Raw genomic sequence first — 24,172 nt, 5'->3', positions numbered from 1 at the left:
GTAGCGCTATGTCACTTTTAAAGTGTATTAACTATATGTTAGATAGATACACAGCTAGCAAGCAGAAAATTTCATGACCGAGCTATTATAGGGTTTAAAATAGCTGCTAATGTTCGCCTTTAGTGTAGCATTTTATAAGATGAAAACGCATGGTAAAGGCAACCGTTATACAATTTGACACGTGCTTCAATACCTGACTTGATACGCGCTTAAAATAAAGACTGCGCTCGAAGGTTGTACTCATACGCGCATCGCCATACAATAGGCGAGCCCATTTCAAAAAAACAGTATAGGCAAATTATTCTGTCGGCATATTGCTTTTATTTCATTGATGATTGTTGTCTTGCGAGGTAGCTTTGAACGCACGCCCTGATAATACCAGTGACCAGTCCCCCACAGATGAGCCCAATGCAGTTGGCTCAGTGGGAATCGTCACGCCCCAAAACTTCCATTTCGCTGAGCCATTGACCTTGGAGTGCAACCGTACGCTGCCCTCGTTTGACTTAATGATAGAGACCTATGGCACGCTTAATAGTGATAAATCAAATGCCATTCTGATCTGCCATGCCCTATCAGGCAGTCATCATGCGGCAGGATTCCATAGTGCTGATGACAAAAAATCTGGCTGGTGGGACAATATGATTGGCCCTAATAAAGCTATCGATACCAATCAATTTTATGTGGTATGCGTCAATAATATTGGTAGTTGCTTTGGTTCTACCGGTCCAACGACGATTAATCCTGACACCGTAAAAAAAGCTGATGATAGTGAATCACAAGTTTATGGCCCTGACTTTCCTCTTGTCACAATTAAAGACTGGGTAAAGACTCAAGCCATGCTTTCAGATCGCTTAGGCATTAACGTCTGGCATGCCATTGTTGGCGGATCAATGGGCGGTATGCAAGCGTTGCAATGGTCAGTTGATTATCCAAATCGACTTAAACGTTGCGTGGTTATCGCCAGCACTCCAAAGCTTTCCGCCCAGAATATTGCCTTTAATGAAGTCGCTCGTCAGTCTATTTTGTCTGATCCTGATTTTAAAGACGGACGCTACATACAAGCAGGCACATATCCTCGTCGCGGTCTTATCCTTGCGCGCATGGTTGGTCATATTACTTATTTGACCGAAGATGCAATGAAAGCAAAGTTCGGTCGTGATTTAAAATCTGGCAAATTCATGTATGGCTATGACGTTGAGTTCCAAGTCGAGAGCTATCTACGTTATCAAGGTGAACGTTTTAGCGAAAACTTCGATGCCAATACTTATCTGCTAATGACTAAAGCCTTAGATTACTTTGACCCGACGCGCGATTATCCATCAACACAAGCAGCTGATAACACAGATCCGTCAATACAAATTGAAGACTCAATCGCCGCGTCAGTCAATACTAGTGAAAGTGAGCTTGAAGATAATTTAGTGACTCACGATGGTAACGAGCATGGAAACCATCAAGAACTTACCGCGCTTAAGGCAGCATTCGCCCATACGCAGTGCCAGTATCTAGTGGTGTCTTTTACTACTGATTGGCGCTTTGCACCAGAGCGCTCGCAAGAGATAGTCAATGCCTTAATGGCTACGGGTAAGCCGGTCAGCTATATCAATGTTGACGCACCACATGGTCATGATTCATTTTTATTCGATATTCCACGCTATATGGGCGCTGTTAGAGGATTTTTAACCGCGCCGTTTATTGCTAAGAGCCTGACAGCCAAAGGAGAACGCTCATGAGAATGGATCATCAGCTGGCCGAACGCTGGATTGCCCCGCAGTCACACGTGCTAGATTTAGGCTGTGGCAATGGTGAGCTGCTCGCACATTTGCAACAAAAACGTGGCGTAACTGGCTACGGGCTTGAGATTGACGAAGATAAGATTAATGATGCTATTGGTAAGGGCTTGTCCATTATCGAGCAAGACCTTAACGATGGTCTAGGTCGCTTTGCTGATAATAGCTTCGATACCGTAGTCATGGCACGAGCGCTACAAGCCGTCAAAGCGCCTGATGTGCTCCTGCTAGATATGCTTCGGGTTGCTCGTGAGGCAGTCATCACCTTCCCTAACTTTGCCCATTGGCAAAACCGCCTTCATTTGGGGTTAAAAGGTCTGATGCCAGTTTCAGAAGCATTGCCTTACGAGTGGTACAACACTCCCAACATTCATCTGTGTACGTTCAAAGATTTTGAGCAACTGTGTGCAAAGCATGATATTCATATTATCAGTCGTTTTGCAGTCAGTGACTCTGATAAAGGTCATTCGCCATTGATGACAGCATTAATCAGACAAGCACCTAACCTATTGGCAGATGTTGCTATCTATCGTGTAACCAAACATAAATCCAGTTAAAATCATAAACTTAACCTTTTATAACTGAGCTAACTACTAGCTGACTAAGCGTCATTTTTCTGTATACTCTTTCATACGGTTTAATAACCGTATGATTTTGTTACATACTATAAAGCCCAAAATGACGTTAAAACGAGTAATTAGTATTTGAGTTTCGTAACTTTGGGTGGTAAGCTAGCAAAATAGTGTCGATGACACCCCCATTACAATTACTTATCTGTTGATTTAGCGTAAACACAGCGACTTATATTTATAGGTCTGCTACTGATTTATAGTTAATATAACTCTGCTAATAACTAGGTAAGTTCATACTGCAAAGTGTAATGTCTATGATAGCGCCGCCTAATCTTTTGAGTTTTGGCGGCAAACTTTATCCATTGCTTATCAACTGCCTAATTTTGGAGCTGCTATGAAATTATTAAAAGCCGCCTTGTTTACTGCTTTATTCTCTTGTGCTGGTATGGCGAACGCTGATTTAATCTCAAACGTGCCACTTGATACGTCACGTTTTGAGCTTATGCCTGTTAGTGAGCTGTCAGCTCGTGCCTCACAGGGTAACGATCATGCACAGTTTTATCTCGCTAAGCGTCTACAAAAAGGCGAAGGTATCGCTCAGAATACTAAGCAAGCAGTACAGTGGTACACGCGCGCTGCAGAACAAGGTGTTGCCCCTGCCCAGCTTAATCTCGCTATCATGTATCTACGCGGTGAAGGTGTAAAGCCAAACTTGCAGCAAGCACGTGGTTGGTTAGAAAAAGCAGCAATGCGTGGTGATAACCGTGCTAGCTATACACTTGCGTTGTTAGATGAGAAGCAAAAAAATCTAGTTGATGCCTATAAATGGTATGACCTTGCTGCCCGTGACGGCATGTTAGATGAAAAAGTCCGTAACAAAGCTCGTGGTAAAATCGGTCAGTTGGCATTGAACTTATCAAGCTCAGACATCGCTAGCGCTCGTAGCCAAGCAGATCGTTGGTTCCAAAGTAAGTAAGCTTTAGATAAATAAGCTAATAATAAAAAATCCAGCCTTTGAGCTGGATTTTTTGTGTTTGTATAAGGATGAATGATTAAATTAACTGTCTTAGATAACTCTTATTCCCTCGGTGCGCGAGCCATGGTGTAGAACTCTGCATTGGACTGCATATTCATTACAATCGCCATTCTATTAGACAAGCCAAAGAATGCAGTAATACCACTAATGTCTAAAATATCCTCGTCATCATAGCCATATTCCATGAGTGCTACATAATCTGATTCTTGAACAAGCTCTGGTGTGCGACAAAGTTTTAGTGAAAACGCTAGCATCTCTTTCTGTCGAGGAGTGATAGGCGCATGTAAGTAGTTGACCGCTATTTGGTCTGCCAGCAGCGGCTCTTTAGAGAATACACGCAGCAGCGCACCGTGGGCGATGACACAATATTGGCATCCATTGGCGGCACTAGTAGCGACAATGATCATCTCCTTTTCGGCTGGGCTTAGCGTACTACCCTCCCGCTCCATAACTGCATCATAATAAGCAAAAAAGGCTCTGAACTCTGCTGGGCGGTATGCTAGCGCTAAAAATACATTGGGAATAAATTTGGCTTTTTCTTGCACCGCTAGAATACGTGCAAGAATATCATCAGGCAGGCTATCTAATGACGGTACAGGGTAACGACTAATAGCTGGGCTGGCGGAAGCGTTAGTAGTTGGATTGATAGGTGTGTTGATAGATGGTTCGCTCATGTGTCATCTCCATTGACATTATTTGATTGCTGTAGGTGATTAGTCTACCTTTATAGATGAGTAATAAGTAGTCAAAAAGACCCTTAATTTATCCTGCTCACCTTTATAAAATATTCAAAACCCACCTCAAATTTGCTACACTACCCGCGCATTTAAAAATTCCACAATTGTGCCAGTGTTATAAGACACCAAAACTTAAATTTAACTTATTGCACTAGGTTTGCGACCTAGCCAGCAGGAGATATGTATGAGCACTACCTTAGATAATGTAAGCATTGAGAGCAAAAAAGCGACTGAGTATGATAGCGTGACCAACAATATCGTCGTCGCAGCTCTCTATAAATTTACGCGCTTTGCGGACTTCGAGCAGTACCGTGAGTCTATCTTAAACAGTATGCTCGACAACGATGTAAAAGGTACTTTACTGCTAGCAAGCGAGGGCATTAACGGTACGATTTCTGGTACTCGAGAGAGCATCAATAATGTCCTTGATTATCTGCGTAGCATTGAGGCGATTGGTAGTTTTACTTTTAAAGAATCTTATACTGATGCCCAGCCTTTTTATCGTACTAAAGTAAAATTAAAAAAAGAAATCGTGACGATGGGTGTTGAAGATATTGATCCATTGCAATCGGTTGGGCGCTATGTAAAACCAAGTGAATGGAATGCGCTCATCTCAGATCCTGAAGTATTACTAATCGATACTCGTAACGATTATGAAGTACAAATCGGTACTTTTCAGAATGCTGTAAATCCAAACACGGAAACCTTTCGCGAGTTTCCAGAGTATGTGGCAAAAGAGCTAGACCCAAGTAAACATAAGAAAGTGGCGATGTTCTGTACTGGCGGTATTCGCTGCGAAAAATCAACGGCCTTTATGCGTCAGCAAGGGTTTGAAGAGGTTTATCACTTGGAAGGTGGCATTCTAAAATATCTAGAAGAAGTACCTGCCAGCGATTCTATGTGGGAGGGCGATTGTTTCGTATTTGATAATCGCGTTTCGGTCAATCATAACTTAGAAAAAGGTGATTACGAACAATGCTTTGCTTGCCGTATGCCCATCACTGCTGATGACATGCAAAGTGTCGCCTATATCAAAGGTGAGTCTTGCCCGCACTGTATCAATAAAGCCACTGAGGAGCAAAAAGCGCGCTTCCGTGAGCGTGAGCATCAAATGCAATTAGCGAAAAAACGCGGTGAAGCCCATATTGGTAGCGACGTCAATGAAGTTATGGAAACACGTAAAGCAGCCAAAACTGAGGCACGCCGTCAAGCGGACGCTGCTAACAAAGCTAAATTAGGCTAGATTCACTACTAGTAAAATTGATAATAAAAAAAGAGATGCTCAAGTGGCATCTCTTTTTTATTATGCTAATTGTAAAGTTAAACGATAAGCATCAACTCTAAAATAAAATCCGCACGCGAATCGTTTCTTCTACGTCTTTTAGCTGATCAAGAGCCGCTCTAGAATCATTATAATCAACATCCATCATCAAGTAACCAACGTCGCCTTCAGTCATTAGACTTTGCGCTAAGATGTTAATGTGCGCTTCTGCAAATAGACGGTTAATTTGCGACAGTACACCTGGCACGTTTCTATGAATATGCAGCAAACGATGCGTGCCTTCTTTAAAGGGAATAGAAACCTCTGGGAAGTTCACAGCCGTGATAGTATCGCCTTGATCAGAATATCTAACGAACTTCTCAGCTACTTCTAAACCGATATTGGCCTGTGCTTCTTGCGTTGAACCACCGATATGCGGAGTTAAAATGACATTATCGAATTTACGCAATGGAGATTCAAACTCTTCATCGGCAGACTTTGGCTCTTTCGGGAATACGTCAATGGCAGCGCCCAAGACTCTACCCGACTCAAGTGCCGCAGCAAGATCATCAATCTCAACGCAAGTTCCGCGTGCCGCATTGATAAAGTAACTGCCTTCTTTCATCTGTGCGAACTGCGCCGCTTTCATCATATAGCGTGTGCTTGGCTCATCTGGCACATGCAAAGTCACGATATCAGCGGTAGATAGTAGCTCTTCTAAGCTATCTACTTGATGGGCGTTACCTAACGGTAATTTAGTAACCACATCATGATAGATAACTTTCATACCGAAGCTTTCAGCCAGTACAGATAGCTGTGAGCCGATAGAGCCATAACCGACAATACCGATTGTTTTGCCACGTACTTCATGTGAATTGGTAGCAGACTTGCCCCAGCCGCCGCGATGGACAGTGGCATTCTTTTCAGGGATACCACGATATAGCATAATCGCTTCTGCTAATACCAATTCTGCAACCGAACGAGTGTTAGAGTATGGCGCGTTAAAGACTGGAATACCGAGCTCGCGAGCCGCCTCAAGGTCGACTTGGTTGGTGCCGATACAAAAGCAACCAATACCAATAAGCTTGTCCGCGTGCTCAAGAACTTCACGAGTCAGCTGCGTGCGCGAACGAATACCAATGAAATGCGCGTCTTTGATTTTCTCAATTAGCTCATCTTGATCTAGAGCGTGACTAAGATACTCGATATTTTTATAACCAGCATTGTCTAAAATCTTTAAGGCGTTCTCGTGCAAGCCTTCAAGTAATAAAAACCGGATTTTGTCTTTTTGTAATGATAATGCCATGTGAGGACTGTCCTATGGTTGTCTTATTAAAAATAATCTATGCTAGATGAAACGAAAACAGTCCGGTTATCTTACACAAAATTTAACGGTGATGTTAGCAGATTAGATGAATTATTGCTTATCAAGCCTGAAAACTTTTTATGCTATAGTGAGCTTTGTTATCTAAACATTGTTTAAACTGCTTTATTCACTATTTACAGCCTTTAAGCGTTCATAATATTACCTAGCTTGTCCTAACTTATTTATCTAAAGCTGCTTTTAATTAGCCCTAACTTTAGTTGAAATTTTTCGGTTAAGAGAAGCCGTTAGGTGTAGCGCTAATGTTTATACAGAGACTCAACCATGACGCCATTTGCAACTCAGACTACAACTGTTACCGATAATGATAAGCTCGATACCATTCTGAATAGCTTGGTAAATGAGCACAATTTCGATAATACACAAATTAAAACCGATAGCGAAAGCTTAGAGCATTGGGGTAAAGACTGGACCAAGCATTTTGCGCCCGCGCCCACGGCTATTGTCTTTCCAAAAACGACGGAACAAGTACAAGCTGTCGTACTACTCGCTAATGAGCACAACGTGGTACTAACACCTAGTGGCGGTCGTACGGGTTTATCTGCTGGCGCGGTCGCTGCCAATGGCGAGATTGTCGTCAGTATGGATAAGATGAATCATATCGGACAATTCTACCCTGCTGATCGTCTAGTAGAAATCGAAGCAGGCGTGGTCACTCAGCAGCTACAGCAATTCGCGGAGTCCAAAGACTTGTACTACCCTGTTGACTTTGCTTCGGCAGGCTCAAGTCAGATGGGCGGTAACATCGGCACCAATGCTGGCGGTATCAAAGTGATTCGTTACGGTATGACCCGTCAATGGATTATGGGTTTAACCGTGGTCACGGGCAAAGGCGATATCTTGCAATTGAATCGTGGTATGGTCAAAAACGCCACTGGTTACGACTTGCGCCAGCTGTTTATTGGTAGTGAAGGCACGCTAGGCTTAGTCACTCATGCACAAATCAAGCTTGAGCGTCTGCCGCAAGACTTGAATGTCATGGTACTTGGCATGGACACGTTTAATGATGTGATGAATGTACTGTCTGCCTTTCAAGCACAGATTGATTTGACTGCTTTTGAATTCTTCGACGATGTGGCAGTTGACAAATTAATGGCGCATGGTCAGGTTCAAGAGCCGTTTGAGTCGCGTACCAAGTTTTATACGCTGCTTGAGTTTGAAGCGCCTTATGAGCCAATTATGGATAAGGCCATGGCGATATTTGAGCATTGCATGGAACAAGGCTGGGTCGTTGATGGCGTCATGAGCCAAAGCATCGCGCAAGCTGAGGAGCTATGGAAACTACGCGAGTATATCTCCGAGACCATCTCAGTATTTACGCCATATAAGAATGACGTATCGGTATTAATCAGCCATGTGCCTGATTTTATCGCTGAGATTGACCATATTGTCAGCAGCAATTATCCTGATTTCGAAGTTTGCTGGTTCGGTCATATCGGCGATGGCAATTTGCATTTAAATATTCTCAAGCCTGAAAATATGAGCAAGGATGACTTCTTTAGCGAGTGTCAAATTGTCAATAAATACGTGTTTGAGACAGTGCAAAAATACGGTGGCTCAGTATCCGCTGAACATGGTGTCGGCATGACTAAAAAGCCCTATCTACACTATAGTCGCAGCGAGACTGAAATTGATTACTTAAGGCAAATCAAAAAAGTATTTGATCCAAACAATATTATGAATCGTGGAAAGATTTTTGATATGTGAATGGATAATTTTTAATTGGTATCATAAATTAATGACGCTAGGTAAGACTACTTAGCGTCATTTTCATTCAGCTGCAACCGCATGACTTATATGTAAGTTATATGTTTGTAAGCTATGTGATAGAACTTATAAATATAATAGAATCAGAGCGACGATAACTAGTAAGCTTAAGACACTCTGCACAATTAAAAATGCCTGATGAGGCGCTGCGATGTGCTGAACCATATTACCCAAGGCATTATAGGTAATGCCAGCAGCTTTAATATGAGGCGGAGTCTCAAAGTTTTTAATGATTTGTAAAAACTGTTCGGTGCGCTTAGGAGACCAGCCGTGCGGACTAAAAGGCAGAAATGGTGCCAACTGTGCCGCTTGTTGTTTTGTCGCTGGTGACCATAGCCAACGCTCCAAAAACAATAAACGCATACGCCAATCACTAAAGCTACGCTGATCGATAGCTTGTATCAGCAGTACCTTAACATTCTTATGACGAGTATCAGCAAAGATACGCTTTTGTAAGGTAAGTACTTCTTTTTTGCTACCTTCAATGCATTGTAAAAACTGTCCATTGCCATAGCATAAAATGCCAGTGATACCATGGTCTTCGTTGTGGTCGCGCGCGTGTTTTTCTACTTCATCGAATATCGACGTATTTATACGACTTTTAAAAGTGATACTACTAACGTAAACCAGCTGAATGAGTGCCGACTCTTCTGTATTCTCTAATAAGTTGACCGTATCAACAGGTTGCAAGGGCATGAAAAGTCCTAAAAATAGCGCTTTTGCGCGGATTACAAATAAAGCTGAACAAACGAAAGAAGTGATACTAAAATAAGTAACACGAAACAATTCACAAAAACGTAGTAAATATTTACTATGCTGGACTGTCATTACTTACTTTGCTTGATAGAATAACTATCCTAGTAAGCTATGCTATCGTCATAAAAAGTGCTGAAAATTAGCTATTAGTCTAAATATCTACTTATAATCAGATATTTATTCATGAACGAACGCCTATTTAAAAATAAACAGTTACTTAATTATGAGACAAACTCTAAGTTAATAGTTGTAAAACGTTAACTTACCTCTATCTATATGCTTACTAAATAACCAATATAGCAGTGATAACTCATTGTAAATGCAACGATAAATTATTGTAACGATTATACGGAATGATTGGTATATTTTTATGACTTTTGTTACACAAAAATTCAGTGTTATAAATCCTATAAATATTTAATCCACTTCAAACCCAACGATTTAACATTCGTAAATACCCAAAACAGGAATACTATGAGCAAAATTGAAAAATTAGACGATTTTCATCTAACGATTGCCGAAATTAAGAAAAAAGATTACCCACAGTTAAAATCATTGATGGATCGTGTCTATGCTAACTTAGGCGGTTCATGGTCAAAGACTACTATTCACACTTTGATTGATGCTTTTCCAGAAGGGCAAATCGCTTTATTTGACCACGATCAGTTAATCGGTATCGTGCTGTCTATGCGTGTTGATTATACCAAGTTCTCGAACCCGCATACTTATGATGATTTAATTGGACAAAAAGAAATCATTAAAGACAACCCTGAAGGCGATGCTATCTATGGTCTAGATGCGCTGATTGACCCTGAATATCGTGGCTATCGTTTGGGTCGTAGATTATATGATGCTCGTAAAGAGCTATGCCGCCAGCTCAACTTGCGAGCTATCCTAGCTGGTGGACGTATTCCGAAATATCATGACCATCAGGATTTATCCCCTGGTGACTATATCGAGGCTGTTGAATCGCGTGAGATTCACGATCCTGCTCTATCATTCCAGTTGTCTAATGGCTTTATTGTCAAGCGTATTTTAACTGCTTATTTACCAGATGATAAACAATCTAAAGGCTTTGCAACCCTGCTTGAGTGGGCAAATATCTATTACGAACCCAGAGATTACAAGCCAAACACTCGTAAATCTGAAGTACGCATCGGTGGTATTCAATGGCAGATGCGCGAAGTTGAGTCGCCAGAAGAACTCCTACAACAAGTTGAATTCTTTGTCGATATTATGGCAGATTATAATTCTGACTTTGCTTGCTTGCCAGAGTTTTTTAATGCGCCATTAATGGGTCTGTGCGAATCAACGGATCAAAACGTTGCTATTCGATTTTTGGCTGGTTATACCGAATGGTTCAAAAATGAGATCTCACATTTGGCAGTAAGCTATAACGTCAACGTCATCAGCGGTTCTATGCCGCTAATCGATGAAAACGATGTCTTATATAATGTCAGCTATTTATGCCGCCGTGACGGTACCGTAGAAGAGCAGCGCAAAATCCATATTACCCCGCACGAGCGTAGTGCTTGGGTTATCGAAGGCGGTGATGAGGTAAAAGTGTTTGATACTGACGCTGGCCGTGTTGGTATTTTGGTTTGTTACGATGTCGAATTTCCTGAACTTGCACGCTTAATGGCGCTTGATGATATGGATATTTTATTCGTACCGTTCTGGACAGATACGCAAAATGGTTATTTGCGTGTGCGTCATTGCGCGCAAGCACGTGCTATCGAAAATGAATGCTATGTGATGATTTGCGGATCAGTTGGTAACTTGCCGCAAGTTGAAAGCCTTGATATTCAATACGCGCAGTCGACTATTTTCTCACCTTCAGATTTTGCCTTTCCGCATGATGCCATTATGGCAGAAACCACACCTAATACAGAGATGGTATTTTTCTCTGATGTGAATTTAGATAAGCTCATTCATGTGCGTAACGAAGGTTCAGTACATAATTTGCTTGATCGCCGTGACGACTTGTTTAGTCTTAAGTGGAAGCGAAAAGCCAAAGTTTCTGCGAGTAAAATCAGCGATGAAGAGCGTCGCGAAAACTCTGGTAGTGTGTTACTAGGTGATCCGTTGCAAGGACGTGCTGAGAAGTCTTAAAAGCTTTAAAAGACAGCTGCAAACTTTGAAAACTTACTACTCTAAGAACTTACTACTTTAACAACCTTTATTTTAATAAAACGGCTGACCATTCAGCCGTTTATTTTTATCCAAAAAACCTTTATTTCAGAAAACCCCTACTCCGAGTAATTCATTTAAGTAAATAGACTGAAGACAAGAAAAGCAGACGCTATGATTACTGATGTTGAAAAGAAAAAGATAAAGCCTAAGAAAACCCCAAAACAGAAGCTGTTATCAGTGCTTAAGACCGTACTGTTATATGGCCTAGTCTTTGTGGTGGTATATACTGCAATTAACTGGTGGCGACAACCTGTCATGCCAGCCAATCCGCAGCTGCAACTTACTGACTATCAAGGACAGGCAGTTGATTTGGCTGCTATGAGTGCGGATAAGCCAACGCTGGTATATTTCTGGGGGACATGGTGTCCGATTTGTAGCGTGACCTCGCCAACTATAGACAAGCTCGCAGCAGCGAATACCTATCCAGTAGTTACTATCGCTATTAAGTCAGGCTCTGATCAAGAACTTCACAGCTATCTTAATGAGCATGATTATAGTTTTACGACAATTAATGACCAAGAAGGCAATATTTTCGCCGATTGGCAAGGACAGGTCACACCTTCATATGTCATCTTAAAAGATGGTGAGATGACACAAGGATTGACAGGTATTCAGCCGCTTTGGTCGCTTAGATTAAGGTTGTGGCTTAGCTCAAATTTCTAATTTACTACAATTAATATAGATGGCTTACTTAGAGAGTTGCTTAATTTAAAATTCCATCTAATTGCATTAATAAGCCTACCGTAGGAGTAATTTTTCATCATATTTCAGGCATGGAGACAAAATTTGGTAGCGCCTTGATACGCTCTATCCAGCTCTGTATCGCTGGATAAGACTCTAGTGATACGCCGCCTTCGTGGCTAAGTGCGACATAAGGGAAGCAAGCTAAATCCGCTATCGTCGGCCGATCAAGCTCTAACCAGTCTCGATCTGTTAGATGTTCATTTAAGATATCAAGGATGCGAGTTGACTTACTCCTAGCCAAATCAATATCTAATGGATAGCCAAACTTATCATGCAATCGGGCATCATTAGGCCCTCTGGCAATCTCGCTTTCAGCGACCATTAACCACTGCACAACCTTAGCCTCATCAGCAGGCGTCGTTGGATACCAGTCCGTTCTATCAAACTTTCTAGCAAGATAAACAAGAATGGCTTGCGAATCTCTAAGAATTAAATCGCCATCAATGAATACCGGAATTTCACCAAAGACATTACGTTTAATAGATTCTTCATTCTTATGTTCACCTTCTAAAAAATCCACCGAGCGCAATGTATAAGGTTGTTGAATCAATGCTAAAAACAGCCGAACCTTATAGCAATTCCCTGATAACTCTAAATCATAAAGTTCCATGTCTGTTATTCCTATATTGTCTATAGTGGTTGTTGTCTATTATCTACAGTATAATAATGAGTATTTGCCGTCAATTTAAATCATTGAAAACATTGTGCTTTTATATTGAAACGCGATACATACTGACCCCACCAGCAGCCCTATTCTCTAAAGAATCTAACCAATCAAATCATCTAGTGTTTTATATTCATAACCCAACGTCTCAGCAACTACCTTATAGGTCATATAGCCTTGAGTGGTATTAACGCCTTTTGCCAGTGCTGGATCATCAAGACATGCTTGCCGATAGCCTTTTTTAGCTAGTGCCAATACATACGGCAAGGTGACGTTAGAGAGCGCTATTGTTGAGGTACGTGGCACTGCTCCTGGAATATTAGCAACCGCATAATGAATCACCCCATGCTTAATATAAGTCGGACTATCATGAGTAGTAATACGGTCGGTAGTTTCAAAGACGCCGCCTTGGTCAATAGCAATATCAATAATGACACTGCCAGCGCTCATTGATTTAATCATCTCCTCGCTGACCAGTTTCGGTGTTGCCGCTCCTGGAATCAACACTGCACCGATAACCAAATCACTTTCTTTTACACTTTTTGCGATGTTGACTTTGTTAGATATTAGAGTCTGCACATTATTATCAAACATCTCAGATAGCTGCTTGAGACGTTTAGGATCAAGATCCAAAATAGTAACGTCAGCACGTAGGCCAATCGCAATTTTTGCCGCTTCTGTACCGGCTACCCCGCCACCAATAATAGTCACTCTGCCCTTTTGAACGCCTGGAACGCCGCCTAGCAAAATCCCTTTACCGCCATAAAAAGTCTGCAAAAACTGCGCACCAATTTGCGTACTCATACGCCCAGCAATTTCGCTCATCGGCGTAAGTAGTGGCAATGAGTTGTCTGTCAATTGCACTGTCTCGTAAGCAATACCGGTTACTTTATTATTGATCAACACTTTCGCAAGCTCGGGCTCGTTAGCGAGATGCAAATAGGTAAATAATGTTAAACCTTTAATCAAATACTTATATTCATTACTCTGAGGTTCTTTTACCTTGATAACCAGCTCAGCATTCCAAGCCTTATCGGCACTTTTAACGATAGTAGCCCCTGCCGCTTTATAATCCTCATCAGTAAATTGTGAGCCGATACCAGCATTACTTTCGACCAAAATTTCATGACCGTTGTCGACCAAGATGCTAACCACACTTGGGGTTAGGCCAACACGATTTTCATTATTTTTAATTTCTTTAGGGATGCCTATTTTCATATTTCATCTTCCTTGATGAGAGTAATCTTACATTTCAGTAAAAAAAGTAAGCGATATGAGCTTAGCACTGTTTAACACCTCAAAATCAGCTAAGATCCTGACAACTTAAGGTTATCATGCAGCAACCAGCTGCCTAACGCAACAATCCCTACGGTAGGGATTGTTGTTTATCTATCTCAAATTCTGAACGAAATTGTTTATGACATAAAACGCTGCGCAGCGGGCATTTTAAGCATCAAGATCCAATAGATAGCACCTGCTGGAATTAAGCTTGCGTACCATGAGATACTTGAGAAGGTTAACGCGACCCCAGTACCAATAACCATAGCGATGACTGCAGCCATATTGACGCCTTTATAAGGGCCGTCTTTGTCATAGAGCTTATCGATATCAAGTTTTTGTTTGCGCAAGAAATAGTAATCTACTACTAAGATTGCAAATATTGGGCCCAAGAAGGCTGAATACGTTTGAATAAATAGATTCAATCCTGCGGCAGATTCATCTTTTACCAGCTCCCAAGGGAAGGTACAGAATGCTAGCAAACCAACAATAACGGCCGCTGTTTTATACTTAAGGTTAAAGATATCCATTAACGCATAAGCAGGTGGAATAACGTTGTTTAAGATATTGGTCGTGACTTGCGCAAAAGCGATGAAAAGCATGGTGATAATCAATAAAGGCTTGTTATCGACGGCGCTAGAAAACACTTGAATAGGATCGACCTCACCAGTCGCACTAGTGACCATCACCCCAATCAACCCCATAAATAGTGTGGCAGGAAGAATTGAGTTGGCATAAATAACCACTTGACGGAATAGCCCAACATTCTTACGCAATTCTCTTGAATAATCAGAGACGTTGAGCATCATCGTGCTATAGACACCCAAGAACAACATCGTTGCACCCCAAAACGGTGTGCCCCATGTGCCTTCAACATTAACAAGGTTGGTAGAAATCGTAGCGCCATACTTGTTAATGACACTAAAAAACATGTATGCAAGTGAACCGATAATAAAAACGGAACCAATATTTTCAAGCCATTTGATTCCATGGAAACCAAGGACGGATAAACCAATTTGTAGGAATTGAAAGCCAATGAAGAAGACGACAATATTGTTGTAGCCAAACAAAGTATCAGATACCAAGTTTAGGGCTCCAGCACCAATCCAGCTCTGAAAGCCAAACCATACAATCGCTGGCACTGAACGCACGAGTGCTGGAATACGGCTACCGGAAAAACCAAAGGCAGAGCGAGTCTGCACCATGAACGGTATACCATATTTATGACCGGCTCGGCCATTAATCATCAGCGCTGCGCCAATAACGCTACAACCAATCGTAATGGCGACAACCACTTGTAGTAGATTTAAGGTGCCGACGAGGCCTGATCCAACCGTGAATGTCCCGATGGAGACACACCCACCTAACCAAGCAAATAAATAAGACCATGAGCCCATAATCCGCGTAGTTTGCGGTGCCAGACTTTCTTCTCCAACCGCCTTTCCAACCGTCTTATGATCGAGGGCTTTCACTCCTGCCGCAGCGACGGCAACTTTCGCATTTTCCATTACGTTCTCCTTCCTTGAGAAAGTTTATTGGTTAATCGTGGGTTATCTCATTTCAATTTATTTAACTCTGAATCGGTGCCGCATAGGCGCCAACTTTGCTTGTTTTCAAGCCGCAGCCAACCAAGGCCTCAACCATGCGCGTAGCAACAGCAACGCCATCAATGACAGGAACGCCAGTCTCCTCAGTCAACCACTCTGTCAAATCAGCCATACCAGCACAGCCTAAAACAACGGCTTCGCAGTTATCTTCACGTACCGCACGTAAAATCTCATCACGGACTTTTTCTCGTGCGCCAGAGCCAGGCTCTTCAAGTGCAAGTACCGGTATGGCAGCAGAGCGTACACGGCGGCAGCGATGGGATAAGCCATAACCATGAATAAGCTCTTCAATCACAGGTACAGATCGAGGTAAGGTCGTGACAACACTAAATGACGTCGAAATCATACTCGCCGCCTTGACTGCTGCTTCGCAAATTCCAAGAACAGGTCCTGAAAAAACTTCGCGGCAAGCGCCGATACCCGGATCATCAAAACAAGCAACCACCACCCCATCAATACCTTCTGCTTCAGCTTGCTGTAAACGTCTGATTAAACCAGGAACAGACAACGCTTCGTCGTGATGTCCTTGAATAGAGGCAGGAGCATCCGTTCCAGATGCGCCAATAATGGTAGTGCCAGCGCTGGCTTTTTGACGCGCACTTTCAACGATTTTATCTGTCATTGAAGTCGTTGAATTTGGATTCATTACTAAAATTTTCATAGAAGCTCGCTATTTCTCGTTTTCGTTGTCATTTTCGTTATTAGTTTCATTATTAATTTTTAGTTTTGTTGTTAATTACTCGTTATCAATTATTCAATATCGAACTGTCATCAAATAATTGTTGTTAACAAACATTGTTAACTATTATTGTTAACAAAACAATCAAAAATTTATAATATTTGTTGTGGCGATGAGGATGGGGCTCTATAATTGCGCCTATGAATATTGTAAAAACTAAAAAATCAGCTTCTGGGTTCGATGAGATACCAGAGCAAACGATCATTAACTCTATCACCGCTGCGGTGTCAGAGCAGCGTCTGCCAGCCGGAACAAAGCTAGGTGAGCAGATGTTGAGCGATCTATTTGAATGTAATAGAGCCAATGTCAGGCGTGCGCTTTCTACGCTTGCAACCATGCATGTGGTGCAATTACAGCCTAATCGAGGTGCTTTTGTATCCACGCCTTCGCCGAAAGAAGCTGGCGATGTGTTTGAAGCCCGCCGCACGATTGAGCGGACGCTTGCACGTAAGGTAATCAAGAACATCACTCCGCAAGATATTGCTGATATGCGCGCCACGATAGCCGCTGAGGCTAAAGCACGTGCGCAAGGCGATAAGCCCGCAGAACTTCGCTTGTCACGTACATTTCATATGCATTTGGCTACCATCGCTGACAACCAAGTCCTAGAGCGGTTTTTGAGTGAATTGACGCTACGTACTACCTTAATTATCGGCTTGTATAATAAGGTCGGATCGTCCAATTGTGCCGAAGATGAACATCTTGATATGGTACAGGCTATCGAAGCAAAGGATGAAGAACGCCTTCTATTATTAATTGACGAGCATTTGAATCATTTGGAGGCTGGGCTTGATTTTGAATGCTCTGCAAAACCATTCTTTAGCTTGGCAGAGCAGCTGACCATCGTACCGGTCTAACTTTTCAAAAAAACATATGTTCAAGCACGTTAAAAGACCATGTAATATTTTAAGGGCATGGTTTTTGAACCTGATTAACGATAGGCTTTACCTCCTGTTATACAGCTTGCCCTTTTTCCCCTTACCTCCTATTTTGCCATCTTCTCCCCTAATTGCTTATTAGTTATCTATGCTGTACTGCCATTTCTTTTGCAAGGCATTTATCTCAGTAGCGCGTTATGATTTTTGCACTTCTTTTATTTAGGACTGATTATGGTGACGAATCAATTGGCAGCTAGAGACGATGTTAATGTTAAAGTCAAGGCTAGCAACTAAACATCCTAATCTTGAAATTGACTGGCACAACACGCATATCCCAATGAAGCAGCTAATATAGTCTACTCACTTTAAAAAAAATAAAGTACTGCTGGGATGAATTTTTCGAAGCCTCTATCTGGCTTGCGCACAGCAATCGAGGAAAATCTATACCAGCAGAACGATGTTACAGTGTGTGCTTCTTTTATTTTGAACTGACTATACTACCAATACCATTACGCTCCCGAAAAATGATGCAAAACCAACGCGTATCCACTATCCATTACCTAGCAACAGCTTGAAACTAGTGGTTAGTCAATGAATGATAACCCCTATTTTTAGTCCCTTATTTATCCTATAATGGGTAGCTTTTATTTTTGCTAAACATGTCCGTTGGTTTATGAGTCACCTTATAATATTGCGCATCCTAACCCTTATCTTTCCACTGTATAAATAGAGACAAAGACAACGACTATGACCGAATCTATCGACTATAAAGACACGCTGAACCTTGCCGATACGCCCTTTGCTATGCGCGCAAACCTTGCCAAACGTGAGCCAGATTGGCTTGCTGAGTGGGAAGCGGATGATGTGTACGGCAAAATTCGCAAGGCGCGTACAGGTGCGACCAAATACATTTTGCACGACGGCCCTCCATACGCCAATGGTCAGATTCACTTAGGTCACGCGGTCAATAAAGTATTGAAAGATATTATCGTAAAGTCAAAAACCTTATCAGGATTTGATGCGCCTTACGTGCCCGGTTGGGATTGTCATGGTCTACCTATCGAGCAAAAAGTCGAAGCCAAAGTCGGCAAGGTCGGTCAAAAAGTCTCTGCTACCGAGTTCCGCGGTCTGTGCCGTGAGTATGCAAGCACGCAGATTGAGCTGCAAAAGGCAGACTTTAAACGTCTAGGCGTGTTTGGTGATTGGGACAACCCTTATCTCACGATGAACTTCCATCAAGAAGCCAACATCGTACGCGCACTGGCTAAAATTTATGACAATGGCCATGTGACCCGCGGTATGAAGCCAGTCAACTGGTGCTTGGATTGTAGCTCTGCCCTAGCTGAAGCCGAAGTTGAATACCAAGACAAAGTATCTGATGCTATCTACGTTAGCTTTGATGTGCTTGATACCGAAAAGGTTGCCGCATTAAGCGAAATCGATGGCAATATTGCAGCCATTATTTGGACCACGACGCCTTGGACATTACCTGCTAACCAAGCGATCGCTGTACATCCTGAACATAACTATAGTGTCGTCGCGACTGACAAAGGTAACTTCTTATTAGCAACTGACCTTATTGAAACGGCATTAACCGAGCTTAAGCTTAGTAATGAAGGCGTATTGGCAACCATATCAGGGCGTGAGCTTGAAGGTCTGCGTGCCCAGCATCCATTGATTGAAGATCGTCAAGTGCCGCTTATCTTAGGCGATCACGTAACCACTGATAGCGGTACTGGCTTAGTACATACGGCACCCGGTCACGGTCTCGACGATTATATCGTTGGTCTTAAATATAACTTACCAGTTGAAAACCCAGTGAGCGGTACAGGTGTCTATTTAGAAAGTGCAGCGGTATTTGCTGGTGAGCATATCTATAAAGCCAATCCAAAAATCATCGCCACCCTACATGACAACGGACACTTAATTAGCCATACCAAAATTGAGCATAGCTATCCGCATTGCTGGCGTCATAAGTCGCCGATTATCTTCCGCGCAACGCCGCAATGGTTTATCAACATGGAAACCAAAGGTTTACGCGCACGTGCGCTTGCGGATATTCCAGCGGTCAAATGGACGCCAGCATGGGGACAAAACCGCATTGAATCTATGATGACCGGTCGTCCAGACTGGTGCATCTCACGCCAGCGTACTTGGGGCGTGCCGATTGCCTTTTTCACTCATAAAGAAACGGGTGAGCTGCATCCTAATACGCTTGAGCTAATGGAAGTAGCCGCGAAAAATATCGATGCAGGCGGTGTTGAAGCTTGGTTTGATGCCAGTTGTGAAGACTACTTAGGCGCGGAAGCCGCTGATTATGATAAATCTACCGACACTTTAGACGTTTGGTTTGATTCAGGGACTACGCATTTTGCCGTTCTCGAGCAGCGCGATGAATTAACCAATCCAGCTGATATGTACCTGGAAGGCTCAGATCAACATCGCGGTTGGTTCCAGACGTCACTGCTTACGTCTGAAGCGATGTACGAGCGCCCACCGTTTAAGCAAGTGTTAACACATGGTTTTGTGGTTGATGAAAACGGTCGCAAGATGAGTAAATCACTGGGCAATATTATCACTCCGCAAGACGAGATTAATAAAACAGGCGCAGATATGCTGCGTTTGTGGATTGCGTCTAGTGATTATCGTTATGAGATGAGCGCGGGTAAAACGGTCTTTAAAGGCGCGATTGACATGTATCGCCGTATTCGTAATACCTTGCGTTTCTTGCTGGCCAATACCGATGATTTCGATCCAGTAACCAACAGCGTTGATATCAATGAACTCGTCAGCCTTGATAAGTTCATCATTGAGCGTACGCAAACCGTGCAAGCACAAATCATTACTGCGTATGATGCCATGGACTTTCACCAAGTCACGCAACATATTGCAGCGTTTTGCTCGCAAGACTTGGGCAGCTTCTATTTAGATATTATCAAAGACCGTCAGTACACGACCCAAACTGATGGACAGCCGCGTCGCTCTGCGCAAACGGCTATTTATCATATCGCCCAAGCATTGATTCGCTGGATTACGCCGATTTTGTCGTTCACCGCGCAAGAAGCGTGGGAAGTACTACATAGCAACAATGCTGATGAAAGCGCTTATGTATTTACGGAAGAATGGTACGAGTTCCCAGAGTTTGAGTTAAGCGCCATCAGTACCGATGACTGGCAACGTATCATGCTGGCTAAAGATATGGTGAATAAGCATATTGAAACCGCACGTGGTGAAAAAATCATCAATGCTAACTTATCAGCTGACGTTGACTTATATGCTGACGGTGCGATGCATGAAAGCTTAGCCAAGCTTGGCGAAGAGCTGCGTTTTGTACTAATCACCAGCAGCGCAACCTTAAAGCCGATGAGTGATGCACCTGCTGCTGATACAGATAATGCCGCAGAGCAAGCCGAGAACAGCACCAAAGAGATGTCAGACTTAGTGGTCAATGTTAGCGCTGCGACTGGTACCAAATGCGTGCGCTGTTGGCATATCCGTAATGACATCGGTACAGAGGCAGCACATCCTGAACTATGTGCTCGCTGCGTAACCAACGTCATTGGTAACGGTGAGGTGCGCCACTATGCCTAATTCTACGCCTAACCCAACGGACTCACCTGAAAATAAGAAGCCTGATATCGAGCTCGACAATGCACCTAGGCCTGCTCATGCGACCACGGGTAGCTCAACGACACCGAGAAGTCGTTTGACCAAGACCCCAAAAATGATTGCAAATGGTAGCCGCGCTTTTATGTGGTATTTGCTGTCGCTTGCCGTGCTTATCATTGATCAGTGGACGAAATGGCTGGCTGAAACCAACCTGACATTCCATGAGCCAGTGCCCGTTATCGAACCATTTCTTAACTGGACCTTAGCGTACAATTATGGTGCTGCGTTTAGCTTTTTGGCCGATGCAGGCGGTTGGCAAAAGTGGTTTTTCTCGGGTCTTGCTCTAATCATGTCGCTGTTCTTGATAGGCTATTTGATAAAGGCTCCACGCCAAGCCAAGCTGCTATCTACAGGTCTAGCACTAGTGCTCGGCGGTGCAGTTGGTAATCTGATAGATCGCTTGCTACATGGTCATGTCATTGACTTTATTCATGTGCACAACGCGGATGTCTGGCATTATCCGATCTTCAACATTGCCGATATGGGAATAAGTATTGGTGTGGCGATGATTGTCATTGATATGCTGTTTTTAGAAAAGAAGCGTGAGGTTTAGCGATTATAATCGTAAATAGTTTTTAGATTTAGCAGGTGGGTTTACAAATACGTAACCCACCTTTTCTTTTGCCTGTTATTTTTGCTAAGTTAAGGTGTTGGAGCTGCTCCTGCTATATATTCCTGCTCATCTAACCAAGCGTAAGCAATTGGTAACGCATTTTGAACACACTTCAAGCAATTCTAATTCTCAACGTTGAGATTTTACCAAAGAGATTAATCGCCAAAAACTCAGGATTTCTTTGCTCACCTTTTTTAGCTGTTTATTTGCCTATTTATTTGTTTATAGAGCTGTAAAACTATGCTTATAAAGTGCAACTTATTATAACCATACAACATACAAGCAAACGATGGAAAATAATTTAGAATAAGTTATAAAATAAGATTGTTGCACAAATAAAAGGGTTTTTCTATGTCAAACACTCAAACAAGACCTATTTATCAAAAGAAAATTTCTGCTTCTAAAAATTCTAATAGTGAGCGCTCTAATGCCGTGACTTTGTCAGTATTACAGGCAGATATCACCACGCTAAAGGTTGACGCAATTGTGAATGCTGCTAATTCAAGTTTGCTTGGTGGCGGCGGTGTCGATGGCGCGATTCATCGAGCGGCGGGGCCTGAGCTACTAGAATACTGCCGTACACTAAATGGCTGCGCGGCAGGCGATGCTAAGATCAGTCCGGCGTTTAATCTGCCCTCTCAGTATGTGATTCATACCGTAGGACCTGTTTGGAATGGCGGTCATGATAATGAGGCAGCGTTACTTGCTAGTTGCTATCAGAACTCGTTGAATTTAGCGATTGAAAACAATCTTGCCAGTATTGCCTTCCCCGCTATCAGCACTGGCGTGTATGGATATCCGCTGGAGCAAGCGACTGAGATTGCGGTTAATACTGTCGAAGAATATATGCAAAGTGGCTTAAAGAAGGCAGCTGACCTTTCAATCCGTGAAGTGATATTCTGCTGCTTTTCGGCAACAGATGCCGCGCTTTATAAGCAAGTATTAGAGTTGCATTGAAACAACTATTATAAAACTATCCACCAAAAAAATAGCCACTACATATAGTGGCTATTTTAATACGCTAACTTTGCAATTTATCAAAACATTTAGCAATCAATCATCTGCGTGGGTTTGCTCAAATTCAGCATGTTCAACTTGGTACAAAGCACCAAGACGTTGCTGCAAATCCGTATCTAAAATCTTTTCCGCTTGTTTAAAAAACTCATTTTCTTCTTCTTCTAAATGATGACGTACTTTATGAATCAGATCTGCACAAGTCTTATCCCACTTCTCTTGTCCAATACGACCATCATCTAAAGTCTCCATCATCTCATCCATCTCATGATGCTCAGTAATGGCGTGACGAGACAACTCCAGACCTTCATCATGCTGCATAACTGGTACATATAGATGACGCTCTTCAGCCGCTGCATGTGCTTGTAGCTCTAGTTTGAGATCTTCATAAACGGTTTTACGCTGTGCATCACCCTCTGTTTTTTCAAGCTTGTCGCATAGCTCGCGTTGAACCTCATGTTTTTCAATTAACGCTGCAAAAATATCTTGTTTCAAATCAACGTCAGTATCGTTACTCATGGATTTCTCCTCTTTTAAATTATCTGTGTATCAACTATTTAAATAGTTTTATTAAATATCTCAATATAATAACAATATTAAAAGCGATTACTGTCATCTATCAGTTATCGATAGACTATCGTTTGGTTAACATCATCTACTAGATCTTGATGGGTCAATCCAAACCACACTAAACCAAGCCACGCCAAAAGATGACCTACAACAGCGCTTCCAAAATGCTCAATTGTCCACCAGCTAATATAAACAACAACCCTGCCATATTAATCACTACCGTCAGATAATAAGTCATCCGAAACTCAGACTTTTGTGATTTATGGCGCAGATACGTCTGTGCGACCATCGCTCCTACCCAGCCACCAAGTGCACTTAATAGATGCAACGTTGTTTCAGGCGTACGCCAATCACCATTTTGGGCAGCGGCTTTATCTTTGGCATACATTGCGTAAGTTATGAATCCTAAAGCCACATACCAACCTATCACTAGCCAGCTGAGCTTGTCTGTTGCAGCCAATAGGATTAACACGCCATAAAAACCAATACCGAGGAACAAACGCTTCTTTTGTCCCTCCTGAAATTCTGCTTGTGAGCTGCGCTTTTGATTACGTTTACGAATTTGTTGATTCTTTTGTGCCATTTTTTGTTGCACGAAGCTCAGCTCTTGTACTTGTTTAGCTTGCAGGCGACCCTGATTATCTCGACCAATCGTAAAGACGACTGACTCGCCAATCTTGGGGCGACGCTGGGCTTTGAATTCACTGACATGAAAGAATACGGACTCACCAACCTCAGTTTCAATAAAACCAAAGCCTTTATCTTCTTGCCATTTGTTAATATGACCTTGCTGTTTAGTGCTTAGGTTTTTCGTTTTCGTATTCATAGTTTTTTTATCATCGATTATTTTTACAACTATTATATAACTTTCTTGCACTCACAAAAAAAGCTAAGAGCTTTACT

The 24,172-nt window shown here is 42.4% G+C and carries 20 protein-coding genes; 11 read left to right on the top strand and 9 right to left on the bottom strand.

Features of this window, described 5'->3' with window-relative positions:
* The first annotated feature begins 422 nt into the window (after window positions 1–422).
* From AK825_RS02405 to AK825_RS02395, 3 genes are all read left to right on the top strand, one after another.
* The gene (locus AK825_RS02405; RefSeq protein ID WP_068038933.1) at window positions 423–1,730 is read left to right on the top strand and encodes a homoserine O-acetyltransferase; all 1,308 of its coding nucleotides are present in this window, start codon (window positions 423–425) and stop codon (window positions 1,728–1,730) included.
* A complete protein-coding gene (gene metW / locus AK825_RS02400) occupies window positions 1,727–2,344 on the top strand; it encodes a methionine biosynthesis protein MetW (RefSeq protein ID WP_068034441.1) in 618 nt (205 codons plus the stop codon). The genes AK825_RS02405 and metW overlap by 4 nt, the downstream gene beginning before the upstream one ends.
* Before the next feature lie 409 nt (window positions 2,345–2,753).
* Entirely contained in the window at window positions 2,754–3,335 is a 582-nt protein-coding gene (locus tag AK825_RS02395; protein ID WP_068034439.1) for a tetratricopeptide repeat protein, read from the top strand.
* 101 nt (window positions 3,336–3,436) lie between these two features.
* Here AK825_RS02395 and AK825_RS02390 read toward each other — a convergent pair whose 3' ends face one another.
* On the bottom strand, window positions 3,437–4,069 hold the full coding sequence (locus AK825_RS02390) for a peroxidase-related enzyme (RefSeq protein WP_068034437.1): 633 nt from the start codon (window positions 4,067–4,069) through the stop codon (window positions 3,437–3,439).
* A 307-nt stretch (window positions 4,070–4,376) separates the two neighbouring features.
* On the opposite strand from AK825_RS02390, the gene AK825_RS02385 reads away from it, so the two are divergent.
* The gene (locus AK825_RS02385; RefSeq protein WP_068038930.1) at window positions 4,377–5,375 is read left to right on the top strand and encodes a rhodanese-related sulfurtransferase; all 999 of its coding nucleotides are present in this window, start codon (window positions 4,377–4,379) and stop codon (window positions 5,373–5,375) included.
* A gap of 97 nt (window positions 5,376–5,472) precedes the next feature.
* Here the strand turns inward: AK825_RS02385 and serA are convergent, their stop codons facing one another.
* A complete protein-coding gene (gene serA, locus AK825_RS02380) occupies window positions 5,473–6,699 on the bottom strand; it encodes a phosphoglycerate dehydrogenase (RefSeq protein ID WP_068034435.1) in 1,227 nt (408 codons plus the stop codon).
* A 342-nt stretch (window positions 6,700–7,041) separates the two neighbouring features.
* On the opposite strand from serA, the gene AK825_RS02375 reads away from it, so the two are divergent.
* Entirely contained in the window at window positions 7,042–8,484 is a 1,443-nt protein-coding gene (locus AK825_RS02375; protein ID WP_068034433.1) for an FAD-binding oxidoreductase, read from the top strand.
* Between the two features lie 126 nt (window positions 8,485–8,610).
* Here the strand turns inward: AK825_RS02375 and AK825_RS02370 are convergent, their stop codons facing one another.
* The gene (locus tag AK825_RS02370; RefSeq protein WP_068034431.1) at window positions 8,611–9,240 is read right to left on the bottom strand and encodes a BLUF domain-containing protein; all 630 of its coding nucleotides are present in this window, start codon (window positions 9,238–9,240) and stop codon (window positions 8,611–8,613) included.
* Between the two features lie 534 nt (window positions 9,241–9,774).
* On the opposite strand from AK825_RS02370, the gene AK825_RS02365 reads away from it, so the two are divergent.
* Window positions 9,775–11,412: a carbon-nitrogen hydrolase family protein gene (locus tag AK825_RS02365; RefSeq protein WP_068034429.1), complete on the top strand. Its 1,638-nt coding sequence runs from the start codon at window positions 9,775–9,777 to the stop codon at window positions 11,410–11,412.
* Between the two features lie 192 nt (window positions 11,413–11,604).
* A complete protein-coding gene (locus AK825_RS02360) occupies window positions 11,605–12,156 on the top strand; it encodes a protein disulfide oxidoreductase (RefSeq protein ID WP_068034427.1) in 552 nt (183 codons plus the stop codon).
* A 97-nt stretch (window positions 12,157–12,253) separates the two neighbouring features.
* Here the strand turns inward: AK825_RS02360 and AK825_RS02355 are convergent, their stop codons facing one another.
* From AK825_RS02355 to AK825_RS02340, 4 genes are all read right to left on the bottom strand, one after another.
* On the bottom strand, window positions 12,254–12,847 hold the full coding sequence (locus AK825_RS02355) for a glutathione S-transferase (protein WP_068034425.1): 594 nt from the start codon (window positions 12,845–12,847) through the stop codon (window positions 12,254–12,256).
* A gap of 156 nt (window positions 12,848–13,003) precedes the next feature.
* Entirely contained in the window at window positions 13,004–14,119 is a 1,116-nt protein-coding gene (ald, locus tag AK825_RS02350; protein ID WP_068034423.1) for an alanine dehydrogenase, read from the bottom strand.
* A gap of 197 nt (window positions 14,120–14,316) precedes the next feature.
* Window positions 14,317–15,687: an NCS1 family transporter gene (locus AK825_RS02345; RefSeq protein ID WP_082787145.1), complete on the bottom strand. Its 1,371-nt coding sequence runs from the start codon at window positions 15,685–15,687 to the stop codon at window positions 14,317–14,319.
* A gap of 61 nt (window positions 15,688–15,748) precedes the next feature.
* Window positions 15,749–16,447, bottom strand: a complete 699-nt coding sequence (locus tag AK825_RS02340; RefSeq protein ID WP_068034421.1) for an aspartate/glutamate racemase family protein — start codon at window positions 16,445–16,447, stop codon at window positions 15,749–15,751.
* 218 nt (window positions 16,448–16,665) lie between these two features.
* Here AK825_RS02340 and AK825_RS02335 point away from each other — a divergent pair, with 218 nt between their 5' ends.
* The 4 genes from AK825_RS02335 to AK825_RS02320 all read left to right on the top strand — a co-directional run bounded on the left by AK825_RS02335 (window position 16,666) and on the right by AK825_RS02320 (window position 22,642).
* Window positions 16,666–17,382, top strand: coding sequence for a GntR family transcriptional regulator (locus tag AK825_RS02335; RefSeq protein ID WP_068034418.1), 717 nt, complete (start codon window positions 16,666–16,668; stop codon window positions 17,380–17,382).
* A 768-nt stretch (window positions 17,383–18,150) separates the two neighbouring features.
* Window positions 18,151–20,994: an isoleucine--tRNA ligase gene (gene ileS / locus AK825_RS02330; RefSeq protein ID WP_068034417.1), complete on the top strand. Its 2,844-nt coding sequence runs from the start codon at window positions 18,151–18,153 to the stop codon at window positions 20,992–20,994.
* Entirely contained in the window at window positions 20,987–21,625 is a 639-nt protein-coding gene (lspA, locus tag AK825_RS02325; RefSeq protein ID WP_082785609.1) for a signal peptidase II, read from the top strand. The genes ileS and lspA overlap by 8 nt, the downstream gene beginning before the upstream one ends.
* Window positions 21,626–22,036: 411 nt before the next feature.
* A complete protein-coding gene (locus tag AK825_RS02320) occupies window positions 22,037–22,642 on the top strand; it encodes an O-acetyl-ADP-ribose deacetylase (RefSeq protein WP_082787144.1) in 606 nt (201 codons plus the stop codon).
* Between the two features lie 96 nt (window positions 22,643–22,738).
* Here the strand turns inward: AK825_RS02320 and AK825_RS02315 are convergent, their stop codons facing one another.
* Both AK825_RS02315 and AK825_RS02310 read right to left on the bottom strand, forming a co-directional pair.
* Entirely contained in the window at window positions 22,739–23,218 is a 480-nt protein-coding gene (locus AK825_RS02315) for a hemerythrin domain-containing protein (protein WP_068034415.1), read from the bottom strand.
* 196 nt (window positions 23,219–23,414) lie between these two features.
* On the bottom strand, window positions 23,415–24,095 hold the full coding sequence (locus AK825_RS02310) for a cold shock and DUF1294 domain-containing protein (RefSeq protein ID WP_068034413.1): 681 nt from the start codon (window positions 24,093–24,095) through the stop codon (window positions 23,415–23,417).
* Window positions 24,096–24,172 lie beyond the last annotated feature (77 nt).

The organism is Psychrobacter sp. P11G5 (genome assembly GCF_001593305.1).
In the GTDB taxonomy this organism is placed as follows: domain Bacteria; phylum Pseudomonadota; class Gammaproteobacteria; order Pseudomonadales; family Moraxellaceae; genus Psychrobacter.
Note: the sequence above shows the minus strand (reverse complement) of the source record. Positions and strands in the feature narration are given on the sequence as shown.